Below are 22,775 nucleotides of genomic sequence, written 5' to 3' on the forward strand. Positions count from 1 at the left end.
CCGGCGGACCGCAGCCATCGGCGGCGGTACGCACTACGGCAGGTAGTACGTCGGGTTCGGCAGCTTGACCGTATGGTCTGCGTACCCACCGAGCAGGTCGGAGAACTGGTCGCCGAAGTTGGCGACGATCCGATAGCCCTGGTCCTCGACGTGTGCGCGGGTCTGCGCCTTGTACTCGACCCTTGTGCAGTCCTCGGTCGCGCACGTGATGTAGTCGGGCCGGTCGGCCTCGTCCACCCACTTCGTGTAGTAGTTGTCGGCCGAGAACCCGGTGTAGCCCACCTTCTCGAGGTTGCCGATGGTCGCGTCCTCCTGGTCGGCGTTACGGCCGGTGAGCCCGACGATGGTGCAGCCCGCGTCGGCGGCACTGTTCACGAGCTCGACCATCCCGGGCGTAGCGGGGAAGCGCTCGTCCTGCACCCAAACGTCCTGTAGGTCGGGGTCGAAATGGAAGCCCATCGCGGCGTCCTCCATGTCGTACGTCCACAACGTGGTGTCGTCGGCGTCGAGCACGATCGCGGGCTGCTCGCCGTGACGGTCGAGTCGCCCGCAGGTGCGTTCCAGACGCGGCGTCCAGCGGTCGGCGAGCCGCTCGGTCTCAGAGATGTACGACGACGCGTCCTTGTCCGCGATGCCGTCGGTCGCGTTGTAGTACGTGCGAATCGTCGACTTGACCGAGTCGATGTTCGGGATCGCCTCGCCGCTCGCGGACAGTCCGCTCGAGCCGTCTGGCTTCATCGTGAAGCGGCGGTGCGGAGCCAGCCATGGCTCGTGCTTCCCGGGCAGGTTCGGGCTGGGCAGGTAGTACGTCGGGTTCGGCAGCTTCAGGGTCCTGTCCGCGTGGCCACCTTGCAGATCCGACCACTGGTCGCCGACGTTGAGCACGATGTCGTACCCGAGGTCCTTCTCGATGTGCCGGCGGGTGCCGGCCTTGTACTCGACCGTGGTGCAGTCGTCGCTCGCACAGTCGATGTAGTCGGGCTGGTCGCCCGGGTCGACCCACTCGGTGAAGAAGTTGTCCGCGTCGAACGGTGTGTAACCGACCTTGTCGAGGTTGCCGAGCGTGGCCTCCTCCTGGTCGGCGTTGCGGCCGGTGAGGCCGAAGACCGCGTACCCCATGTCCTTTGCGTCGTTGACGAAATCCACCATGCCCGGGGTGGCGGGGAAGCGCTCGTCCTGCACCCACACGTCCTGCAGGTCGGGGTCGAAGTTGAAGTGCATCGCCGCGACCTCCATGTCGTAGGTCATCAGCGTCGTGTCGTCGGCGTCGAACACGAGTGCCGGCTTCTCGCCGCGCCGTACCGCCCGCTCGTACGCCCGGTGCAGGTAGCGCTGCTGGTCGCGTTGGATCCGGTGCAGTTCGGAGATGTACGGCGACGACGTCCTATTGGCCGTGCCGTCGCCCGTATCGCCGTAGTAGCTGGCGATCGTCGACTTGACCGAGTCGACGTCGGGGATGCCTTCGCCGCCGACGCGTGCGCCGCTCGACCCGTCGGGTGCCATCACGAAGTGGGTACGCGGTTCGAGCCGCTGATGGCCGGGATCGTGTCGAGGGGTCGCGCTGGATGCGCCGGGGGTGGTGAGCACCAGAGCCACCGTGAGTGTGGCGGTGAGTGCCCCCGTGAACGGATTGCGCAGGGTCGAGAGCTTCATCGGAGGTCCTTTGTAGGTTCGTCGTACAACTTGCTGAAGGTACGCCCGGATGCGTCGCTTGGGAAGGGCGCCGACGTCTGCGTGTCGGACGGCGCGGTCATACTGGCCGGGTGAGGCACAGTGAGTTCTGGAACCGGATGTACGACCACCTCGGTGAGGGCTATGCGCGGGTGTGGGCCGGTGACCAGGTCCTGCGCGAGCTCGACGGGCGTACGGTCGAGCAGGCCCTGGAGTCGGGCGAGCCGCCGAAGGTCGTCTGGCGTGCGGTGTGGTCCGCGCTCGAGCTGCCCGCATCCGAGCGATGACCACACTCGGCAGGGCCGATGCCGCGACGGTCCAGCGCAGAACGATCTCGACGCTCGTCGGAAGCCAGGCACTCGGCGGCATCGGGGTCTCGACAGGTATCGCCGTCACCGCCCTGCTCGCCGAGGACATCCTCGGTTCGGCCGACCTCGCCGGCCTGGCGCAGACGGCTCAGGTGCTCGGTGCCGCAGCGGCGTCGTACGGTATCGCCCGCATCACCGTCGCCCGCGGGCGACGCCCCGGGCTCACGGCCGGCTACTGCGTCGGCGCGCTCGGCGCCGTGCTGTGCTTGGTCGCCGGCGTGGTCGAGTCGTTCCCCGTACTCCTGGCCGGCTCGACGCTGCTCGGGGCGGCGACGGCCGCCAACTCGCAGGCGAGGTTCGCCGCCACCGATCTCGCCGACCCCGCGCATCGCGCGCGTGCGCTGTCGATCGTCGTCTGGGCGACGACCATCGGCGCCGTCGCCGGACCGAACCTCGTCGGACCGGCGGGCGACCTCGCCGAGCTCCTCTCCCTACCGCGGCTGACCGGCGCGTACCTGCTCGGCGCGGTCGGCATCGGCCTCGGCGTACTCCTGGTGAGCACCCGGATGCGCCCGGATCCACTCGTGCTCGCGCGTGAGCTCGAACGGGCTTCGGGTGCGGCGGCGCACAACGTACGCCGCCGGGCGATCGACGCCGTGCGCGAGCATCCCAGGGCCGCGGCGGGCATCGTCGCGGTCGCCGCCGCGCACGCCACGATGGTGAGCGTGATGGTGATGACGCCGTTGCACATGGGGCACGGTGGGGCGGAGCTCGAGGTGATCGGCTTCGTGATCAGCGTGCACATCGTGGGCATGTACGCGTTCTCGCCCGTTGTCGGCTGGCTGACCGATGCGATCGGCGCTCGGCAGGTGCTTCTGGCCGGTGGTGCGCTCCTGTTCGGAGCCGTCGCGCTCGCGGGCACGGCGCACGAGGGCTGGTCACTGGGTCTGACCGCCGGCCTGTTCCTGCTCGGGCTGGGCTGGTCGTTCGCCCTGGTCGCGGGGTCGGCGGTGGTGACGTCCGCGGTCCCACTCGCCGATCGGCCTGCGGTGCAGGGCTTCTCCGACATGACGATGGGCATCGCCGCGGGCGGCGGGGGCGCGCTCGCGGGCGTGGTCGTCGGCGTGTGGGGATTCGCGACGCTCAACGCCGGCGCCGCCGTGATCGTCTGCATCGTGGTGGCGGCGGCGCTCGCCGTACCCCGGCCGGACGTCGACGCTCCGTGACGGTTGGATCGACGCGGCGTTACCCGTAGGATCGCGCGGGTGTCCACGGCCGTCCTGATTCGCGAGCGCGTCCGGCGACGGGTGCCCGCCTGGGCAACGGAGTTCGCGGGTTTCGGCGTTGTCGGCGCGATCGGGTACGCCACCGACCTGATCGTGTTCAACCTGCTGAGCTACCTCGGTGAGCCGGGACTGCTCTCCGACCGGCCGCTGACCGCGAAGCTGATCTCCTCGGCCGTTGCGCTGCTGGTGACGTACGTCGGCAACAAGCACTGGACGTGGCGCGACCGTCCTGCGGAGCGCCGGCACCGCGAGATCGTGCTGTTCGTCACGTTCAACATCATCGGCATGGGCATCGCCCTGGGCAGCCTCGGGATGTCGCACTACGTACTCGGCTTCACCTCGCCGCTCGCCGACAACATCGCGGCCAACATCGTCGGCGTCTCGCTCGGCGGGCTGTTCCGGTTCTGGACGTACCGCACGTACGTCTTCAAGCCGGCTCCCGCGCCCGCCTGACCCGCCCGCTGGGCCGGACGTTCGACCGGCGACACGCCGGCGTGTCGCTGCCGAACGTCCGGCCCACGGGGCGGGGTGCGCGCGGGCCTAGAGTTTGACGTGACCGTACGCACGCCCGCCACCGAGCCGCTCCCCGGAGGACGCCATGCCGCAAGCGAGCTCGGTCCGCCGCAGGATCCGGCTGATCGGGGTCCTGGCCGGCGAGTGGCGGCCCACGTGGCCGCGCATCCGCGCCATGATCCGGTACGTCCTCACGTCGTACGTCGCGCTGGGCGTCGCCCTCTGGCTGTTGCCGGGCGTCCAGTCGTCGGACGTCGGCGCGGTCGCCCTGCTCGCGATCGTGGTCATCGTCGTCGGGGCGGTGCTGCGTACGCTGCTGCTCGCGATGACGGTCGTTCTCGGCTCGTTCGGCCTGCTGATCGCGGGCGTGGTCCTCCAGGTCGTCATCCTCGGGATCGCCCTCGCAGTCACGCCCGGCCTCCAGTCCGACAACGCCGCCGACGTGGTCTTCGCGGCCTGGATCGCCACCGCAGCCGGAGCGATGATCAACTGGCTGTTCGACGCCGGCAGCGAGGACGCGTTCCTCGCCCAGGTCCTCGGGCGCGCAGTGCGACTCTCCGCGGTGGACGGCGAGCAGCCCGATCGACCGGGGCTGCTGATCGTTCAGCTGGACGGCGTCAGCGCGCCGCTGCTGCGACACGCCGTCACCGCCGGGACGATGCCGAACGTATCGCGCTGGCTGCGATCCGGCAGCCACGAGCTGCGCGACTGGCACACCGGCCTTCCCGCGACGACGCCCGCCGGTCAGGCCGTCCTGCTGCATGGCGACACCGAGCACATCCCGTCGTTTCGCTGGTACGAGAAGGACACCGGCAAGATCCTCGTGGCCAACCGACCGGGTGACGCCGCCGAGATCGAGAAGCGGCTCTCCGACGGCCAAGGCCTACTGGCGTACGACGGGGTCAGCGTTTCGAACCTGTTCTCCGGTGATGCGCCGACCCGGCTGCTGACGATGAGCGACGCGCGGCTGCCGTCGGCGAAGCACGGCGTCGCCGCGTACGCCGTCGCGCGCAGCGGGCTCGCGCGGTCCTTGGTCGTGTTCGCCGGCGAGGTCGTCACGGAGTGGTACCAAGGCCGCCGGCAGCGGCTTCGCGACGTGCAGCCGCGCGTACGCCGCGGCGGCGTCTTCGTGCTCCTGCGCGGCGTGACGACGGTGATCCTGCGCGATCTCAACGTGTCGATCGTCGCGGAGCAGATGGCCCGCGGCGCACCGACGATCTATGTCGACTTCGTCGACTACGACGAGGTCGCGCACCACGCCGGCCCCAGCCGCCCGGAGGCCGTCCGCACGCTCGACGGGCTCGACGACGTCATCGGGTTGTTCGAACGGGTCGCGGAGGAGGTCGGGCGTCGGTACGAGATCGTGTTGGTGTCCGATCACGGCCAGGCACAGGGCGCGACGTTCCGTCAGCTGTCGGGGGCGACGCTCGACGACACGGTTGCGGCGCTGGTCGCCTCGACGCCGACCGCCGGTCCCGTACGTACGCCCGCCGAGCCGTGGGGGCCCGTGAACGTGTTGCTGACCGGTGCGGCCAGGTCGGACGACATCGTCGGCGGCGCGACTCGCGGGCTGATGCGGACGAAGGTCGAGCCCGTTCAAGCACCCGGCGACGTCCAGGTCGCCCTGGGACGTGCGAAACAACCGCCGGCAGCGGGCGACCCCGCGGACGTGGTCGTCGTGGTGTCCGGCAGCCTCTCGCACGTCTACCTCACCGACGAGCCCGGCAGGGTCGACCGTGCCCGGATCGAACAACGTCATCCCGAGCTCGTCGGCGGCCTCGCCCGGCACCCGCACGTCGGCGCGGTCATCGTCCGCGACGGCGACGACCTCGTCGCGCTCGGCACCGACGGCTGGCGGGTGCTCGCCGACGACGCGACGACGGGTGGCGAAGGCACTGACCCGCTTGCGGTGTACGGCGACCGCGCAGCGGCCGATCTGCTGGCCCTCGATGGGCGCGAGAACGTCGGTGACCTCGTGCTGCTCGGATGCCACGACCCGAGCCTCGGCGACGTCGCCGCGTTCGAGGAGCTCGTCGGGTCGCACGGAGGTCTTGGCGGCGAGCAGACGTCGGCGCTGTTGATCCATCCGTCGCAGATGCGCGTACCGGTGGCCGACCTGAGCGGCACCGACGTGTTCGAGGCGCTGCGGACACACCAACGTACGCTCGGGCTCCGAGAGGACGAGGCAGGGGAGCCGGGGGCATGAGGGCACCGGTCTCGCTCACCTGGTGGGGGCACGCGACGACGACCATCGAGATCGACGATGTGCGAGTGCTGACCGATCCCGTCCTCACGAGGCGGCTCGGCCACCTCAGCCGCATCCGTGGCACGAAGCCGGCCACGCGAGCGCGTGCGGCCGACATCGTGGCCGTGTCGCACCTGCACGGTGACCACCTGCACGTACCGTCGATGAAGCTCGTCCCGCAGACGGCGCAGGTCGTCGGCCCGCGCGGGTCGCAAGCCGTGCTCGGTGGTGCCGAGTCGCGGGTACGCGAGGTGGTGCCCGGCGACGTCGTGGAGCGCGACGGACTGACGATCCGAGCCGTCCCCGCCGACCACGATCCGCGGCGACACAGCAGGTCGCGGATCAGCGGCCCGGCCCTGGGGTTCATCATCGAGCGCGACGGATGCCGCATCTGGTTCGCGGGAGACACGGCGCTGTTCGAGGGGATGGCGGAGTTCGGGCCGGTCGATCTCGCCGTCGTACCGATCGGCGGGTGGGGGCCGACCCTCGAGCCCGACAAGCACATGGACCCCGAACACGCCGCGCAGGCCGTTCGGCTCGTCGGGGCGCGGTACGCGGTGCCGATGCACTACGGCACGTTCTGGCCGACCGGGCTGCGACACGTGCACCGGCCGAGCTTTCGGCGGCTGTTCATCGAACCCGCCGAGCGGTTCCGGACGGCGGTCGAGGCGATCGGTGCAGAACCACGCGTACTGCAGGTGGGCGAGACGACGCGTTGGCCGACCACGTGAACGACGCGACCACGTTGACGTTCGGCTACCTCGTCGGGATGTTCGGGATCGTCGCATTCGGATCGTTCGTTCCGGTGCTGCCGACCGGAGCGGCGGTGAGCGTCGCTGCCGTCCTGGCCGAGCACAACGTCGCCGAACTCGCGCTCGTCGTGGCGGTGGGTGCGGCAGCCGCGTACGTCGGCGACATCGCGACCTTCGCTGTGCTGTCGCGCGCGGGTGCGTCCCTCGCGCAGCGTGTCGGGTGGCTCAGCCGGGAGCGACCCGCCGAACGGCTGGCGCAGATGCGCGCACAGGTCGAGCAGAACGAGATGCCCGCGCTGATGCTCTCGCGGTTGTTGCCGGCCGGGCGGATTCCGGTGCTGCTGGCGGCCGCGATCGGCGGGTACCCATGGCGGCGGTACGTCTCGGCCGATGTCGGCGCGGTGATCCTCTGGGCGGCTGTGTACGCGGCCATCGGCGTCGTGGGCGGGTCGATCTTCTCGCATCCGTGGGAGGCCGTCGCCGCCGCAATGGCCGGGGTCGTCGCGTTCAGCCTGCTCGCCCACCTGGTGCGTCGGTTCGTGTTGCGATCGTGAATCGCCGTGGCCGTCACCGAACCGTCATGGCCGAGTCGCACCTCGGCCGCTGATTCCTGGCAGGCTCGGCTGCATGGACAACGCCCCCGCGGATCTCGCCGTCATCGGCGGCTCCGGTTTCTACACGTTCCTCGATGATCCCGAAGAGGTCGTGGTCGAGACGCCGTACGGCCGGCCGTCGGCGCCGATCGCGGTCGGCGCTGTCAACGGTCGCCGCGTTGCGTTCCTTCCCCGACACGGTCGCGGTCACGAGTTCCCTGCGCACCGGGTCAACTACCGAGCCAACCTCTGGGCCCTGCGCAGCCTCGGCGTGCGCCAGGTGCTGGCGCCGTGTGCTGTCGGAAGTCTCCAGGCGAGGCTCGGTCCCGGCACGCTCGTCGTACCCGATCAGCTCGTCGACCGTACGACGGCACGCGTCCAGACCTACTACGAGCAAGGCGCCTGCCACGTCGCGTTCGCCGATCCGTACTGCGCGCGGCTCCGTACGTCGCTGCTGTCCGGCCTCGACGCGGTCGACGGAGGTACGATGGTGGTCATCGACGGGCCGCGCTTCTCGACCCGCGCAGAGTCACAGTGGTACGCAGCGCAGGGCTGGTCGCTGGTGAACATGACCGGGCACCCCGAGGCGGTGCTGGCGCGCGAGCTCGCGCTCTGCTACGCCAGCGTCGCACTCGTCACCGACGTCGACGCCGGTATCGACGCGGAGCAGGCGGTGAGCCAGGCGGATGTCTTCGCGGTGTTCGCCGAGCACGTCGACGCGCTGCGCACTGACCTGCGGACGGTCGCGGGATCGGTCGGCACCCAAGGCACCTGCGCATGCTCGACGGCGCTCGACGGCATGGACCTCCCGATGGACCTGCCATGAGGGTGCTCGTCACCGGTGCCGCCGGCTTCATCGGTACGCACGTGGCCTCGGCGCTCGCGGTGGCAGGCCATGACGTCGTCGGGCTGGATGCGCTCGTGCCCCAGGCGCACGGCACCGATGCCATTGCACCTGCCGGCGTGCACATCGCAGACGTACGCGACGGCGCACTGCTCGACTCGTTGCTCGGCGATGTCGACGCGGTGTGCCATCAGGCCGCGATGGTGGGCAATGGCGTCGACGCGCAAGACCTCCCTGCGTACGCGGCACACAACGACCTCGGCACGGCGGAGCTGCTCGCGGCGATGGCTCGTCGGGGCATCGACCGGCTCGTACTCGCCTCGTCGATGGTGGCGTACGGAGATGGGCGCTACACCTGCGAGTACGACGGAAGTGTCGGACCTGCCCCGCGTGCCGTCGACGACCTCGCGGCGGGTTCCTTCGACCCACGGTGCGAGGTGTGTGGTGGACCCGTTCGTTGGCGGCCGATCGACGAGTCGGCGCCGATCCGACCGCGAACGAGCTATGCGGCGTCGAAGGTTGCGCAGGAGCACTACTCCGGCGCCTGGTGCACCCTGCAGTCCGCGCGGTGTATCGCGCTGCGCTACCACAACGTGTACGGCCCGGGCATGCCGGCGGACACGCCGTACTCCGGTGTCGCGGCGATCTTCCGGTCGGCGCTCGAGCGCGGTGAGGCGCCGCGGGTGTTCGAGGACGGCAGGCAGACGCGCGACTTCGTACACGTTCAGGATGTCGCGCGTGCCAACGTGGCGGCGCTCGAGGCCCTCGAGTCGCACGGCGTCGGCGTGACGGCGTACAACGTCTGCTCGGGTACGCCGTTCACGATCGGCGAGATGGCGAGCGTGCTCGCTGACGCCGCGCGCGGACCGGAGCCGGTCGTCACGGGGGAGTACCGCGCATTCGACGTACGCCACGTGGTGGCGTCGCCGGATCGGGCGCGGACCGGTCTGGGGTTCGAGGCGCGCGTACGCCCGGACGTCGGGCTGGTCGAGCTCGCGTCCGCTCGGCTGCGGACCCGCTGATCGTTGCGATCGGGGACGCCCAGATGCGTTAGGTGGCGATCGGGGACGCCCAGGTCGCGTTGCGTTGCGATCGGGGACGCCCAGGTCGCGTTGCGTTGCGATCGGGGACGCCCGGATGCGTTAGGTGGCGATCGGGGACGCCCGGATCGCAACACCGACGAGGACGGTCACGCCGCCGGCAGCCGCACCGTGAAGCGACACCCCGGGCCGTGATTCGCGACCTCGATCGTCCCGCCGTGCGCTTCGACGAGCCCGCGCGCGATGGTGAGCCCGAGCCCTGCGCCGACCGGCTCGGCGCCCTTCGAGTCCGTGCCTCGCGCGCTGCTCCCGCGGTACGCGAGGTCGAAGACATGCGTGAGCTCCGGCTCGGGTATCCCGCCACACTCGTCGGCTACCTGTACGTACACGGATCCGGAGCCAGCGACGGTGGAGACTGCCACCGTTCCTCCCGTCGGCGTATGGCGGATCGCGTTGCCCAGTAGGTTTCTGAGCACGCGCACGAGTTCCGGCTCTCCACCGAGCACGACCGCGTCCGACTCCTGCACACGCAGCCGTACGCCCGCCGCCTCGGCGCTCGCGGCAGCCGACGTCGTTGCCTCACGTACGACCGAACGCACCGGCAGCGCCTCGCGGTCGACTGCGAACGCTCCGGCATGGATGCGCGACATCTCGAAGAGGTCGTCGACCATCCCGGCGAGCCGGGCAGTCTCTCGCCGGATCCGCCGCGCGTACTCCCGTACGTCGTCGGGCTCGCTCACCACGCCGTCGTCGAGCGCCTCGGTCATCGCGATGACGCCGGCCAGCGGGGTTCGCAGGTCGTGGCTGAGCCATACCAGCAGCTCGCGTCGGGAGCGCTCGGCGGCGCGTTCCCGTTCGACCGCCTCGTGCTCCCAGACGCTCTGTCGGGCAAGGGATCTGCCGAACAGGATCGCCGTCGGAACACACACGAGCGTGACCACGATCCAGACCAGGATGCTCTGTCGCAGCTGCGTGGTGAACATGAAGCCGCTCGTCACGACGACGCCCGCGATGATCCCGAGCAGCGGCACCATCGTGATGACGGTCATCGACAGCGCGAGCGTTCGCGATCGGAGCCTGCGTACGACCACCGCGCCGACGAGCGCCACGGTCACCGAGCAGGCGAGCGCGAGAAGCACCGCCTGCATATCCGCCGAGCTCATGTCACCGCCCGCTCGTACCGGTACCCGACGCCGTAGACCGTAGCAATTCGCTCGGGCGCGGTCGGATCGCGTTCTATCTTGTGGCGTAGGCGTTTGACGTGCACCGTCACGGTGGAGTGATCGCCGAACGACCACCCCCAGACCTTGTCCAGCAGGTCGGACCGACTGTACGCATGGCCGGCGTTCGCGAGCAGGAATGACAGCAGGTCGAACTCGCGCACGGTCAGGTGCAGGGGATCGCCTCGCAACGTTGCAGTACGCGCGGCGCGGTCGACGTACAGCTCGCCGTCGAGGAGCGGTGTGTCCTCGGCGGTGTCGGCCGCCGTGCGCCGGAGCACCGACCGGATCCGGAGTACGAGCTCCTTCGGGCTGAACGGCTTCGTCACGTAGTCGTCGGCGCCGAGCTCGAGCCCGGTGATCCGGTCGTCGACCTCGCCGAGCGCCGTGAGCATCACGATCGGCACGTACGGATCGGGCTGTCCGCGTAGCGCCTTGCACACGGTCAGTCCGTCGAGCCCCGGCAGCATGATGTCGAGCACCACGAGATCGGGGGAGTGCTGCTGGGCGGCACGCAGGCCCTCTCGACCGTCGCCCGCGAGCAGCACCTCGTACCCGTCGCGCTCGAGGTAGCGACGGACGACGTCGCGCACGGACTCGTCGTCCTCCACAACCAGAACCGTCATGTCATCACCATCGCGTGAGCAGTAGTATCTGAACAAGTAGACCGGTCGCCGCCTGGCCCGCCAACAGCGGTGTACGCCAGCGGACTGGAAGCAGCGCGGGCAGCATCAGCGCCCAGAGCGTGAACGGCATCCAGATCCGCTCGACCTCCGCCTTGCTCATTCCGGAAAGAGTCGCGATCAGAACGCACAGCAGGGCCGTACATCCCAACACTGCAACGGGGTTGCGCTCGCGTACGCGTCGGAGCCCTGCGGGGATCGCCGCCCAGGTCGCGAGGCCCGCAGTGAACGTCCAGGCGGCGATGTTCGCCCACACCCAGTACCCGTACTGGCGCCTGCTCGCGACGCCGTCGTAGTAGCGCTCGTGCAGCACGGGGTACGCGTCCCACCACGCGAATCCGGCAAGTGTGAACGCTGCGGCGACCGCGAGTGCGCCGGCCAGCGCCCACGGCAGTGCACGTGCCGTGCCCGCGACGACGAGGACCGCGATCGCCAGCGGGCAGAGCAGCACGAGCCCGTACGAGAGGTAGGTGGAGTAGCCGAGCAGCACGCCGGCGACAACCCCGTACGTAGGGACGGCCCTTCGACTTCGGGTCGACGCAATAGCCAACAACGCCAGCCCCCACGCGGCCACCGCAACGAACAACGTGTCACCGGAGACACCCATCCAGACCGCCATCGGGGCGAGCACCAACCATGGCGCGGCACGGCGCGCGAGGGGCTCGCGGCCCAACGCGCGGACGGCGACGAGCGCGGCTACCACGGCGGTCGTCCCGATGGTCATGACGGTCATGCCGATCCAGAACTCGTCGGTGATGCCCACCCGGTCGAGCCCGACGAATGCGAGTAGCGCGCCCGGTGGATGACCCGCGACGTGGATGAACCAGTGATCCGGAGCATCGATCGGGATGCGGTCGATGAATCCCGACAGCGCCTCGCTCACCGATGTGACCCGGCGCGCGTCGTACACGTACTCTCCCCGGCGCATCCACTGTTCGCTCAGGCCATCGGGGCCGTCGACGTACGCGAGGGTGAAGGTCCACAACCAGGTCGCGACCCAGGTGGTGGCGACGAACGCGCGCCACCCGAGGCGATCGATGCGTCCCCACAGCACGAGGACCCCGACTGCGACGACGATGGGGAGGATGCCACGCGGACCGAACTCGGGCACCCAGTTCGCGTGCAGCGGAGGGAAGGGGTCGTACCCGGAGATGCCCACGTGCACGTCGATGTCGGCCGCAGCCGGTACGACGATCGCCGCCACGACCAGCGTCAGCCCGGTGAGCGTAGAGATGACGGCCCACGCGTACGTACGGGTGCGCGTGGTGACCATGGTTCGACGGTAGACGGCAACGGCGCCGAATCCGGCCCACGACCAACCGATGTCACGGGCTTGTCACCGTTCGGCGCTGATCCGCGGCCCTCAGATCCATAGTGTCCAAGGCATGACCGAGTGCGACGTCGTCATCCCGTGCCGCAACGAGGCGCCCGCATTGCCCGAGCTGCTTGCGCGGATGCCCGAGGCGTTCCGGGCGATCGTCGTCGACAACGGGTCGACGGACGACACGGCCGACGCCGCGCGTACGGCGGGGGCGACGGTGGTGACGGAGTCGACGCCGGGGTACGGAGCGGCCGTGCACGCTGGGGTCTGCGCCGCGACGGCCGACTATGTGGCCGTCATCGACGGCGACGGTTCGATGGACCCGAGTGACCTCGCCGACCTGCTCGCGGATGTGCGTGGCGACGTCGCAACGATGGCCGCCGGACGCAGACGGGCCGTCGGCGCAGGCGTTTGGCCGTGGCACGCGCGTGCCGGCACGGCGCTGCTCGCATGGTTGATCCGGCGTCGTACGCGGCTGGCGATCCACGACCTCGCGCCGATGCGAGTGTGTCGCCGTGAAGACCTGGTCACCTTGGGCGTACGCGATCGGCGGTTCGGCTACCCGCTCGAGCTGATGATGCTCGCGGCGCGTGCCGGATGGACGGTACGTGAGCGCGATATCGCATACACCAGGCGGGCACCGGGCACGCGGTCGAAGGTGTCGGGAAGCGTGCGGGGCACCGCGCTCACGATGGTGGACTTCGCAGGCGTACTGCGTCAGGTGGGCCGATGAACGAGCCGACAGTCCTGATCGTCGCGCGCGCTCCCGTACCGGGAAGGGCGAAGACCCGGCTCGCGGCGTACGTGGGCGACGAGACGGCCGCACGCCTCGCGGGTGCGGCGCTTCTCGACACGATCGACGCTGCGGACCGCACGGGCTGGCCGGTCTGCGTGGCGATGACCGGCTCGCTCGCGGACTCTGTGATGAGTGCGGAGATCGAAGAGGCGCTGTCGCCTCATCGACGGATCGGCCAGCGTGGCGGGGGATTCGCCGCTCGGCTAGCGGCCGCGCACTCCGACGCGGATCGCGGTGGGGGAGTCGTACAGATCGGGATGGACACTCCACACGTACGTCCGGAGGTGCTGCGGGCGGCCGGGCGAGCGTTGACGCGACACGATGCCGTCCTCGGCCCGGCACACGACGGTGGGTGGTGGGTGCTCGCGGTACGCGACGCGTCGCACGCGGAGTGCCTGCGCGACGTACCGATGTCGACCGAACACACAGGCGAGCTGACCCGGCAGGCGCTCCGTGCCCGAGGCGCGCGCGTGGCGGACGCGCCGGCGCTGACCGACGTCGACACGTGGGCCGACGCGCTCGAGGTAGGGGCGATCGCGCCGGACACGCGGTTCGGGCGTGCGGTCGCGGGGCTCCGCGACGGTGATGTCGGGTGAGCGCCGCTGCGAAGAGTTCGGTGCGGATTGCACCATCGGGCTCGACCGCCGTAGTGCAATCTGCACCGAACTTCGCGCCGCGGTCTGCGGCCGCTGCGCTCGAGGATGCGTACGCGGGCGAGCCGTGCGAGGTCGTGAGCGAGGACGGCACGATCCATGCGCTCCCCATCCGGCGTTGGCAGGACGACGCGGATGCGGCCGACCATGAGCTGTTCGTCCGACCGTGTCGTGGCGACGTACTCGACGTCGGCTGTGGTCCTGGCAGACTGACGTACGCGGTGGCCGCCGCCGGTGCCCGTACGACGGGCATCGACTTGTCGCGAGAGGCCGTACGGCAGGCACGTGCGCGAGGCGCGAACGCCTTGCTGCACAACGTCTTCGACCACTTGCCCGGACGCTGGGACAGCGTGCTCCTCGCCGACGGCAACATCGGGATCGGCGGCGACCCGGGTCGCGTGCTGCGGCGCTGCTCTGCGCTCGTACGCGACGGTGGGCGAGTGCTCGCCGAGGTCGCCTCGCATGGCGGCGTCGAACGCCACCTGCTCCGGCTACGCGCGGGCGGCGAGCTGAGCGAGGCGTACGCCTGGGCGACGGTAGGCGTCGGCGCGATCGGGACGCTCGCGACGAGCGCCGGGCTGTACGTCGAGAGCGTCGCGTCGGTCGCCGGGCGGACCGTCGCCATGCTCGCACGAGAGGCGTAGCCGATGCGGATACCGAACGTCGACGACTTCTCCCATCGCCTGCGAGGTCCTCAGGTCACCAGCCGGGTTGGCGTCTGGCTCGGCGTGACGATGACGGTCGCGTTCCTCACGGGCCTGTGGAGTCACTTCCAGTACGACACACCGGGATGGTTGACGCTGCCGACCGGGCCGGCGTCGCTGTACCGGGTGACGCAGGGGCTGCACGTCATCGCAGGCACCGCGGCCGTACCGCTGCTGCTCGTCAAGCTGTGGTCGGTGGTCCCTCGGCTGTTCGTACGACCGCCGCGTCCGTCTCGAGCTCGTACTGCACGCGTTGGAGCGTGGCTCGATCGCGCTGCTCGTCGCGTCCGCGTTGTTCCAGCTGGTGTCGGGCACCGTGAACATCTCGCAGTGGTATCCCTGGGGCTTCAGCTTCCGCGCGACGCACTACGCCGTTGCCTGGGTGTTCATCGGTTCTCTCGCGATTCACATCGCGGTCAAGCTGCCCGTCGTGCGCGAGGCGTACCTGGGCGGCTTGACCGAACCCGACGGGCCAGGTCTCAGCCGGCGTGGGTTGCTGCGTACGACGTGGGTGGCCGCGGGGCTCGTTGTCGTGGCGACGGCGGGACAGAGCGTCCCGTTGTTGCGGAAGGTCTCGGTCTTCGCGGTGCGGTCGGGCGATGGTCCGCAGGACGTGCCCGTGAACCGCTCCGCTACCGCGGCCGGGGTCGAGTACGCGGACGCGTCGACCTGGGCGCTCGACGTCGTGTACGACGGTGCGACCCGTCGGTTCACGCGCGACGAGCTCGAACGGTTGCCGCAGGCGACCGAGACGCTGCCGATCGCGTGCGTGGAGGGTTGGAGCGTGTCGGCGTCGTGGGAGGGCGTACCGGTCGCGGACCTGCTCTCGGCCGTCGGTGCGCCGGCCTCGTCCCGCGTGTACGTCTCGTCCCTCCAGACGCGTGGTGCGTTCGGGTCGAGCGAGCTGCCGCCGCAGTTCGCGGCGGACCGACGTACCTTGCTCGCGCTGCGGCTGAACGGTGCGGAGCTCGACCTCGATCACGGCTATCCGTGTCGCATCATCGCGCCGAACCGTCCTGGTGTCATGCAGACCAAATGGGTGAGCCGCCTGGAGGTCTACGCATGAGGGTGTTTCGGATCGTGCTCGGTGCCGCCGGGCTGGTGGCAGTCGGGTTCGGACTCTGGTCGATGCGTGAGTTCGACGTTGCGCAGCTGCGCTCCGCATTCGTCTGGCTGGCGGGCGGCGTCGTCGCGCACGACTTCGTGCTCGCACCGATCGTGGTCGCCCTCGGGGTGGTGGCGGCTCGGGTGGCGCCGGCGCGGGTGCGTACGCCGCTCGTCGTGGCGTTCGTGCTCTGGGGCTCGCTGACGCTGGTCGCGCTGCCCGCCCTGAGCGGTCCTGGCGTACGCGCCGACAACCCGACGCTGCTCGACCGGCCGTACGTGGCGGCGTGGCTGGCGCTCAGCGCGATCGCGGTGGCGTGCGTGCTCGCGTACGCCCTGGTGCGTCGCGACCGGCGCGGTGGCCGCAGTTGAGAGTTCGGTGCGAATTGCACCACCGGACTCGGCCCAGGTAGTGCACAACGCACCAAACTCTGCCGAGCGGCGTGTCGGATGTGCATCGAACAGGCGTTCGGCCTATTCTCGTCCACAGGTCGACGTGATTTCGCCGCTTTTCCACCGCTCCCGGTTTCGGGGCGGACGATGTCGGTGGCGCGATCTAACGTCGTAGATGACCGGCCGCGAACGAGAGATGGGACCACCCAGATGGCTGCAGGAGACCGCGACAAGGCACTCGAGACCGCGATCGCGCAGATCGACAAGACGTACGGCAAGGGCTCGGTCATGCGGCTGGGCGACGGGACGCGGGCGCCCGTCGAGGTGATTCCCACCGGCGCGACCGCGCTCGACGTCGCGCTCGGCATCGGCGGGCTGCCCCGCGGGCGGGTCGTCGAGATCTACGGCCCGGAGTCGTCCGGTAAGACCACGGTTGCGCTGCATGCCGTTGCGAGCGCACAGCGCATGGGCGGGCTCGCCGCGTTCGTCGACGCCGAGCATGCGCTCGACCCCGAGTACGCCAAGGCGCTGGGCGTCGACACCGACGCGCTGCTCGTCTCGCAGCCCGACTCCGGTGAGCAGGCGCTCGAGATCGCCGACATGCTGGTCCGCTCGGGCGCGCTCGACATCATCGTGATCGACTCGGTCGCCGCGCTCGTGCCACGCGCCGAGATCGAGGGCGAGATGGGCGACTCGCACGTCGGCCTGCAGGCGCGGCTGATGAGCCAGGCGCTGCGCAAGATGACCGGTGCGCTGAACGGCGCCGGCACGACCTGCATCTTCATCAACCAGCTTCGCGAGAAGATCGGCGTGATGTTCGGCTCGCCCGAGACGACGACGGGCGGCAAGGCGCTGAAGTTCTACGCCTCGGTGCGCCTCGACGTCCGCCGGATCGAGACGCTCAAGGACGGCACCGACATGGTCGGCAACCGTACTCGTTGCAAGGTCGTGAAGAACAAGATGGCGCCGCCGTTCAAGCAGGCGGAGTTCGACATCATGTACGGCAAGGGCATCAGCCGCGAGGGCAGCCTGATCGACGTCGGGGTCGAGGCGGGGCTCATCCGCAAGTCGGGAGCCTGGTACACCTACGAGGGCGACCAGCTCGGCCAGGGCAAGGAGAACGCCCGCAAGTTCCTGCTCGACAACCCCGACCTCGCCAACGAGATCGAGAAGAAGATCAAGGAGCACTTCGGCGTCGAGGCCGCGGCCGACGAGCCCGCCGTCGAGGAGCCGGTCAACGTCGACTTCTAGCCGATGAGACCCGACCCATCCGACTGGCAGACCCCCGCTGAGCCGCACGTTTCGGCCCCAGAATCGCGCAATGCGCGGCCGAAACGTGCGGCCCAGGGGGGTCGGCGGGGCAGGCGTAAGCGTGAGCCCGAGGATGCCGAGGCGCGCGACCTGGGGCCGGACGCCGATCCGGAGGCCGTCGCGCGCAAGATCCTGCTGCAGCGGCTGACCGAGCAGCCCCGCAGTCGTACGGAGCTGGAGCGCGCCTTGGCCAAACGCGACGTGCCGGCGGACGTCGCGGCTCGGCTGCTCGACCGGTTCGAGGAGATCGGCCTCGTCGACGACGAGGCGTTCGCCCGATCGTGGGTCGAGTCGCGGCAGCGTACCCGCGGGCTCGCCGGCCGGGCCCTCGCCCAGGAGCTGCGCCGCAAGGGCGTCGACGACGAGACCGTACGCGAGACCGTCGACGACATCGATCCCGACGACGAGCGGGAGAACGCGCGGCTGCTCGTACGCAAGAAGCTGCGCTCGGTGCGCTCGCTCGACCGGCAGGTGCAGGTGCGCCGGCTGGCCGGCATGCTTGCCCGCAAGGGCTACTCGTCCGGGCTGGCGTACGCGGTGATCCGCGAGGAGCTGGACGTCGAGCTCGACCCGGACCTGTGAGCCGCCGAATCTCGCGTTTTCCGCCGCGCAGGTGGATGTTTACCATGTATACATGGTAAACATCCACTGTGCGCGGCGAATTTGCCGTGCACGGCGGACGTTCGCCATGCAGAGTACGGCGCTGCGTCATCCGCAGTCGATCGCTGCGCCGCGCGTACGCTCGACGCATGTGGCGGCCGCTCGCGACTACCGTGCTCGGCCTCGCCCTGCTCGCCGGGTGCACGGACGACCCGGAGCCCTCGGCGCGGACGGGCTCGCCGTCCTACGCCACCCCCGGGTCGCCATCCGATGCCACCCCCACCGACCTGGCCAGCGATCCGCCCGCTGAGCGCGCCGAGCCGTTCGATGCGGATGCCGTGCTCGCCGACGTACGCCGCTTCGCGAACCGGATCGGCCCCCGCGAAGCAACCTCGCCGGGCTTCCGGCGTGCGGCCCGGTTCGTTGCCCAACGCCTCCGGTCGCTCGGCTACGACGTCGGCCGTACGCGGGTTCCCGTACCGGCCGGCGACTCGTGGGGGGTTCCGGTCGACGCCGGTACGTCGTACAACGTGATCGCCGACCCACCCGGGTTCGACGCGACGAAGCCGTACCGAATCGTCGGTGCGCACCTCGACTCCGTCGCGGTCTCGCCCGGCGCCGAAGACAATGCCTCGGGCACTTCGGTGCTGCTCGAGCTCGCCAGGATGGCCAGCGAGCAGCCGCCCGACGTACCGACGCGGCTCATCGCGTTCGGTGCCGAGGAACCCCGCGGCGAGTCCGATGACCTGCACCATTTCGGGTCGCGGCAGTACGTCCGGCGGATGTCCGGGCCCGCCCGCCGCAACCTCGACGGCATGGTCGCGCTCGACCGGGTCGGGGTACGGGCGCCGGCGGTGCCGATCTGCACCGGCGGACCGAACGGATCCGGGCTCCGGCGCGAGGTCGAGCGGACCGCCCGAGCGGCGCGCGTCCCGCACGCGACCTGCGACGACAACCGAGCCAGCGACCACTGGTCGTTCGAGAAGGCCGGTCTGCCGGCGATCCGGCTCGGCAGTGTTCCGTACGCGGGTTACCACTCCGCACAGGACCGCCCGCACTACGTCGACGACCGAGAGGTGCGACGCGTCGGTCGGATCATGTGGCGCTGGTTGCGCTCACCCTGACGCGAGCTCGTCGAGAATCCCCTGCGCACGCTCGCCCGACACCCGGCGGGGCGCGAAGTCCGGCCCGATCACGTACGGCACGGGGTTGACGCCCACGACGTCGCCGTCCCACAGCACGATCTCGAGGAAGACTCCTTCCTGGGTCTCCCGCGAGAAGTCCATGTCGAACACGAAGTTCCCCAGCGAGTACGCGACGGCCGAGTCGCCTGTGCGCTCCAGCGGCTGCACCCAGTGCGGATGTCCGCCCGCCACCACGTCCGCCCCTGCGCGTACGAGCGCTGCGGCGACTCGCCGCTGGCTGGGCTCGGGCACGTGCGTGTACTGCGTACCCCAATGTGGCATGGCGATCACCGCGTCCACGCGTCGATCGAGCCGACGAATGTCGCTCGTGATGTCGCGCAGTGCCGCCCGGTCGAGCGGCCCGGTACGCGGCGGCATATCGAGCCGATTGGTGCCTGGCGTCCGTGCCGAGGCCGCGGGCGTCTCGCCGATCGAGTCGGTGGCGTAGAAGCCGATCCGTACCCCGTCGACCTCGACGATCGCGGGTGTACGCGCGGCGGCGCGGTCGACACCGGCACCGACCGACTCGATGCCCATGCCGTCGACGCGCGTCAGGGTCCGCCGCAGCGCGCGCTGACCGTAGTCGCCGAGGTGGTTGTTGGCGAGATCGAGTACGTCGAACCCCGCGAGGCGTAGCCCGCGCTCGACCGACGGATCAGCGGCGAAGGAGTCGCCGCCCTGCGTCGGCGCACCGGCCTTCGACAGCGACGACTCGAGATTGCCGACCGTCACGTCGGCCGCGGAGAGTCTGATGGCGAGTGGGCGGAACACTGCCGCCGGGTCGTCGACCGCGGCCATCCGCTCGCCGACGCGTCGCCCGAGCATGATGTCGCCGACGACCGTCACGGTCGTCACGGATTCGGGAGCGTCGCCGACGTCGGTCCGCAGCGGGTACGCCGCGGGCGCGCGTAACGGGTCGACCCCGCCGACCGGCAGCGCCCGTACCGAGGTGTCCACCGCGCTCGCAGGTACGAGGGCCAGCGAGCCCGGGTCGGCGCGTACGACCCCTATCGCGTCCTGGGCCGACGCGACCGCGCGAACCTCGGCCGCGTCGGTGACGCTTGGCGCGGCGACGACGCTCATTCGACCGCCACGCAGGCCGATCCGCGACCAGCGCGTTGGCCCGTCGGCGACGAGGTTACGCGCGTCCGCCGTGCGTACGTCAGTGACGTCACGACTCGGGTGTACGACGAGCGCGAGCGGCGCACCCCGGCCATCCGCGGTTGCGTCGGTCGACGATCGAGGCGCACGAGTCGTAGCGTCCGAGTCGGCGGCCGGCTCGGAGCCGCCCGTACACGCACCCGCGACCAGGGCAACCAGGACGCTCGCGTACGCAGCGGCGCCACGGCTCATGCGGCCGAGCGTACGCCGACCGCCTGCCGAGGTACGGATTCCCGCCAATGACGCCGCGCTTCCATCGGAGGGAATCCGTACCTCGGCGGGATATTGCGGATCGGGTCAGCCGGCGGGGGCACCGAACCAGGTGGGGAGACTGGCGAGCAGCTCGTGCTGGTCTTCGCCGACCCACACGACGTGGCCGTCCGGTCGCAGCAAGGCCGCGGGTACGTCGAGCTCCTCGCTGACGTCGACGACGTGGTCGACCCGGTCTGCCCAGCCGGAGACCGACAGCCGGCCGGTCTGGTCGAGCAGCAGTCCGCGACCGTCGTGCATCAGCTCGTAGAGGCGCCCGCGTTCCAACCGCAGGTCGCGCATCCGCCGGCCGAGGAGCTCGTGCCCGTCGCCGACGTCGTAACGGAGTCCGGTCGCGATGACCTTCTCGGTCAGGTACCGGTTCACCTCGTCGAAGTCCATCAGCTCCGAGACCAGCCGGCGTACCGCCTGCGGACCGGGGTCCGCGGACATCAGCTCGGCCTGCGCGCGGGTGTTGTCGAGCACCGCGGCGGCAACGGGGTGCCGCTCGGTGTGATAGCTGTCCAGCAGCCCCTCGGGTGCCCAGCCGTTGACCTCGGCGGCCAGCTTCCAGCCGAGGTTGAACGCGTCCTGGATGCCGAGGTTGAGGCCCTGTCCTCCCATCGGCGGATGAATATGCGCGGCGTCGCCGGCCAGGAGCACTCGACCAGTCCGGTAGCGCTCGGCCTGCCGGGTGGCGTCGCCGAATCGAGACAGCCATCGCGGCGAGTGCGCGCCGAAGTCGGTGCCGGCGTATACCCGCAGCTGCCGAGCGACGTCCTCCAGGGTCGGCGGGACTGAACGATCCTCGGTCACGCCGGCGGCCGGGACGACGACGCGGTACATCCCGTCGTCGAGGGGACCGGCTCCGAACGCCTTGTGGGTCTTGCGGACCTCGGCCACCACGGCGTTCACAGTCTCGGTCGGCGCGGTCATCGCGAGCTCGCCCACCAGCCATTCGCGCCGCGTCGGCTCACCCGGGAAGTCGACATCGAGCAGGGTGCGTACCGTGCTGCGGCCGCCGTCGCATCCGACGAGGTATCGCGAACGCAGCTGCGAACCATCGGCGAGGCGTACGGTCACCCCGTCGTCGTCCTGGCTCAGCCCGACCAGCTCGCAACCCCGCCGGATCTCCACGCCGAGCTCGACGGCATGCTCGTCGAGCAGCCGGTCGGTCGTCGTCTGCGCGATGCCGAGGATGTACGGATGTGCGGTGTCCAGCCGCTCGGGTGCAGGCTTGCGGATGCCGGCGAAGAAGCCGCCGAGCGGGTACTGGGTGCCGAGCGCGAGGAAGCGTTCCAGCAGACCGCGTTGGTCCATCACCTCGACGCTGCGCGCGTGCAGCCCCAGCGCCCGGACGATCCTCGTCGGCTCCGCCAGCATCTCGACGACAACCGCCTGCACCCCGTGCAGCCGCAGCTCTGCTGCGAGCATCGTGCCGGTCGGCCCGCCGCCGGCAATGATCACGTCACACATCTCAACCCCCATCGCGTAGGCCCGGCGGACAATCTTGCGGCACGACCCGGGTCTTGCCACAAGCCCCCTCGGACGCTATATGTTGAGAGTGGCGGGGAGTTCCGCAGCAATGTTACTCGTTGGTAGACTTCTGATCATGTCTTCGACGTACGACCTGTACAAGTCGCTCACCAAGTTCCCGCTCGGCGACCGCCTCTTCTCCCTCGGCTTCACTCGGCGCGCACCGTACTTCCGTACGATCAGGCCGCGCGTCGTCGAGCTGCGTCCGCACTACGCCGAGGTGCGGCTCCCGGACCGGAAGGCCGTGCACAACCACATCGGCACGGTGCACGCGATCGCCGTGTGCAACGGGCTCGAGGCCGCGATGGGCATGCTGGCCGAGGCGACGACACCGAAGGGATGGCGCTGGCTGCCCAAGGGCATGGAGGTCTCGTACGTCGCGAAGGCGACCTCCAACCTGGTGTGCGTCGCGGAGTCAAGCCAGGACGACTGGGATGCCGCCCCCGACGTACCGGTGAAGGTGTACGCGAAGCGCGACGACGGCACGGTCGTCGTGGAGGGCGTCATCCACCTCTGGGTCACGGAGAAGCCCGCGACATAGGCGCTTGGCAGAGTTTGGCGCGAATTGCACCAGTGGGAACCGCGTCAGTGGTGCAAATCGCACCGAA

At 70.1% G+C, this 22,775-nt stretch carries 23 protein-coding genes; 17 read left to right on the forward strand and 6 right to left on the reverse strand.

Going from position 1 to position 22,775, the window contains the following annotated elements; all coding sequences use genetic code 11:
• Window positions 1-33: 33 nt before the first annotated feature.
• Window positions 34-1,653 carry an HAD family acid phosphatase gene (locus tag L0C25_RS18750; protein WP_271633278.1) on the reverse strand — a complete coding sequence of 540 codons (1,620 nt, stop codon included), beginning with the start codon at window positions 1,651-1,653 and terminating at the stop codon, window positions 34-36.
• A gap of 110 nt (window positions 1,654-1,763) precedes the next feature.
• Between L0C25_RS18750 and L0C25_RS18755 the strand changes: the two genes are divergently transcribed.
• The 8 genes from L0C25_RS18755 to L0C25_RS18790 all read left to right on the forward strand — a co-directional run bounded on the left by L0C25_RS18755 (window position 1,764) and on the right by L0C25_RS18790 (window position 9,234).
• Entirely contained in the window at window positions 1,764-1,958 is a 195-nt protein-coding gene (locus L0C25_RS18755) for a DUF3046 domain-containing protein (protein ID WP_271633279.1), read from the forward strand.
• The gene (locus L0C25_RS18760; protein WP_271633280.1) at window positions 1,955-3,205 is read left to right on the forward strand and encodes an MFS transporter; all 1,251 of its coding nucleotides are present in this window, start codon (window positions 1,955-1,957) and stop codon (window positions 3,203-3,205) included. Before L0C25_RS18755 ends, L0C25_RS18760 begins: the two co-directional genes overlap by 4 nt.
• 39 nt (window positions 3,206-3,244) lie before the next feature.
• Complete coding sequence (locus L0C25_RS18765) at window positions 3,245-3,718, forward strand: GtrA family protein (RefSeq protein ID WP_271633281.1); 474 nt, start codon at window positions 3,245-3,247, stop codon at window positions 3,716-3,718.
• 145 nt (window positions 3,719-3,863) lie between these two features.
• Window positions 3,864-5,984, forward strand: a complete 2,121-nt coding sequence (locus L0C25_RS18770) for an alkaline phosphatase family protein (RefSeq protein ID WP_271633282.1) — start codon at window positions 3,864-3,866, stop codon at window positions 5,982-5,984.
• A complete protein-coding gene (locus L0C25_RS18775) occupies window positions 5,981-6,754 on the forward strand; it encodes an MBL fold metallo-hydrolase (RefSeq protein ID WP_271633283.1) in 774 nt (257 codons plus the stop codon). The genes L0C25_RS18770 and L0C25_RS18775 overlap by 4 nt, the downstream gene beginning before the upstream one ends.
• Complete coding sequence (locus tag L0C25_RS18780) at window positions 6,751-7,329, forward strand: DedA family protein (RefSeq protein WP_271633284.1); 579 nt, start codon at window positions 6,751-6,753, stop codon at window positions 7,327-7,329. The genes L0C25_RS18775 and L0C25_RS18780 overlap by 4 nt, the downstream gene beginning before the upstream one ends.
• Window positions 7,330-7,402: 73 nt before the next feature.
• A complete protein-coding gene (locus L0C25_RS18785) occupies window positions 7,403-8,194 on the forward strand; it encodes an S-methyl-5'-thioadenosine phosphorylase (protein ID WP_271633285.1) in 792 nt (263 codons plus the stop codon).
• Complete coding sequence (locus L0C25_RS18790; protein WP_271633286.1) at window positions 8,191-9,234, forward strand: NAD-dependent epimerase/dehydratase family protein; 1,044 nt, start codon at window positions 8,191-8,193, stop codon at window positions 9,232-9,234. Before L0C25_RS18785 ends, L0C25_RS18790 begins: the two co-directional genes overlap by 4 nt.
• A 167-nt stretch (window positions 9,235-9,401) precedes the next feature.
• Here L0C25_RS18790 and L0C25_RS18795 read toward each other — a convergent pair whose 3' ends face one another.
• Genes L0C25_RS18795 through L0C25_RS18805 form a run of 3 tightly spaced genes read right to left on the reverse strand, consistent with a single transcriptional unit; the run spans window position 9,402 to window position 12,428 of the window.
• Window positions 9,402-10,415: a sensor histidine kinase gene (locus L0C25_RS18795; RefSeq protein WP_271633287.1), complete on the reverse strand. Its 1,014-nt coding sequence runs from the start codon at window positions 10,413-10,415 to the stop codon at window positions 9,402-9,404.
• On the reverse strand, window positions 10,412-11,098 hold the full coding sequence (locus L0C25_RS18800; RefSeq protein ID WP_271633289.1) for a response regulator transcription factor: 687 nt from the start codon (window positions 11,096-11,098) through the stop codon (window positions 10,412-10,414). The genes L0C25_RS18795 and L0C25_RS18800 overlap by 4 nt, the downstream gene beginning before the upstream one ends.
• Before the next feature lie 4 nt (window positions 11,099-11,102).
• A complete protein-coding gene (locus tag L0C25_RS18805) occupies window positions 11,103-12,428 on the reverse strand; it encodes a hypothetical protein (RefSeq protein ID WP_271633290.1) in 1,326 nt (441 codons plus the stop codon).
• Window positions 12,429-12,540: 112 nt separating this feature from the next.
• Between L0C25_RS18805 and L0C25_RS18810 the strand changes: the two genes are divergently transcribed.
• From L0C25_RS18810 to L0C25_RS18845, 8 genes are all read left to right on the forward strand, one after another.
• Window positions 12,541-13,209, forward strand: a complete 669-nt coding sequence (locus L0C25_RS18810) for a glycosyltransferase family 2 protein (RefSeq protein ID WP_271633292.1) — start codon at window positions 12,541-12,543, stop codon at window positions 13,207-13,209.
• Window positions 13,206-13,868, forward strand: coding sequence for a TIGR04282 family arsenosugar biosynthesis glycosyltransferase (locus tag L0C25_RS18815; RefSeq protein WP_271633293.1), 663 nt, complete (start codon window positions 13,206-13,208; stop codon window positions 13,866-13,868). Before L0C25_RS18810 ends, L0C25_RS18815 begins: the two co-directional genes overlap by 4 nt.
• A 53-nt stretch (window positions 13,869-13,921) precedes the next feature.
• Complete coding sequence (locus L0C25_RS18820; protein ID WP_271633294.1) at window positions 13,922-14,569, forward strand: class I SAM-dependent methyltransferase; 648 nt, start codon at window positions 13,922-13,924, stop codon at window positions 14,567-14,569.
• A gap of 313 nt (window positions 14,570-14,882) precedes the next feature.
• The gene (locus tag L0C25_RS18825; RefSeq protein WP_271633295.1) at window positions 14,883-15,695 is read left to right on the forward strand and encodes a molybdopterin-dependent oxidoreductase; all 813 of its coding nucleotides are present in this window, start codon (window positions 14,883-14,885) and stop codon (window positions 15,693-15,695) included.
• The gene (locus L0C25_RS18830) at window positions 15,692-16,105 is read left to right on the forward strand and encodes a hypothetical protein (RefSeq protein ID WP_271633296.1); all 414 of its coding nucleotides are present in this window, start codon (window positions 15,692-15,694) and stop codon (window positions 16,103-16,105) included. Before L0C25_RS18825 ends, L0C25_RS18830 begins: the two co-directional genes overlap by 4 nt.
• A 231-nt stretch (window positions 16,106-16,336) precedes the next feature.
• A complete protein-coding gene (recA, locus tag L0C25_RS18835; protein WP_271633297.1) occupies window positions 16,337-17,377 on the forward strand; it encodes a recombinase RecA in 1,041 nt (346 codons plus the stop codon).
• Between the two features lie 3 nt (window positions 17,378-17,380).
• Entirely contained in the window at window positions 17,381-18,019 is a 639-nt protein-coding gene (locus tag L0C25_RS18840; protein ID WP_271633298.1) for a regulatory protein RecX, read from the forward strand.
• A gap of 167 nt (window positions 18,020-18,186) precedes the next feature.
• Window positions 18,187-19,161 carry a M28 family metallopeptidase gene (locus L0C25_RS18845; RefSeq protein WP_271633299.1) on the forward strand — a complete coding sequence of 325 codons (975 nt, stop codon included), beginning with the start codon at window positions 18,187-18,189 and terminating at the stop codon, window positions 19,159-19,161.
• Here L0C25_RS18845 and L0C25_RS18850 read toward each other — a convergent pair.
• Window positions 19,153-20,574 (reverse strand): CapA family protein, encoded by a 1,422-nt coding sequence (locus L0C25_RS18850; protein ID WP_271633301.1) that lies wholly within the window; start codon window positions 20,572-20,574, stop codon window positions 19,153-19,155. The two genes, L0C25_RS18845 and L0C25_RS18850, sit on opposite strands and share 9 nt — an antisense overlap.
• 105 nt (window positions 20,575-20,679) lie before the next feature.
• Window positions 20,680-22,107: a rifampin monooxygenase gene (gene rox, locus L0C25_RS18855; RefSeq protein WP_271633303.1), complete on the reverse strand. Its 1,428-nt coding sequence runs from the start codon at window positions 22,105-22,107 to the stop codon at window positions 20,680-20,682.
• Window positions 22,108-22,243: 136 nt separating this feature from the next.
• Between rox and L0C25_RS18860 the strand changes: the two genes are divergently transcribed.
• Window positions 22,244-22,708, forward strand: coding sequence for a hotdog fold domain-containing protein (locus tag L0C25_RS18860; RefSeq protein ID WP_271633305.1), 465 nt, complete (start codon window positions 22,244-22,246; stop codon window positions 22,706-22,708).
• The last annotated feature ends 67 nt before the right edge of the window (window positions 22,709-22,775 follow it).

Source organism: Solicola gregarius (genome assembly GCF_025790165.1).
Taxonomy (GTDB): Bacteria; Actinomycetota; Actinomycetes; order Propionibacteriales; family Nocardioidaceae; genus Solicola; species Solicola gregarius.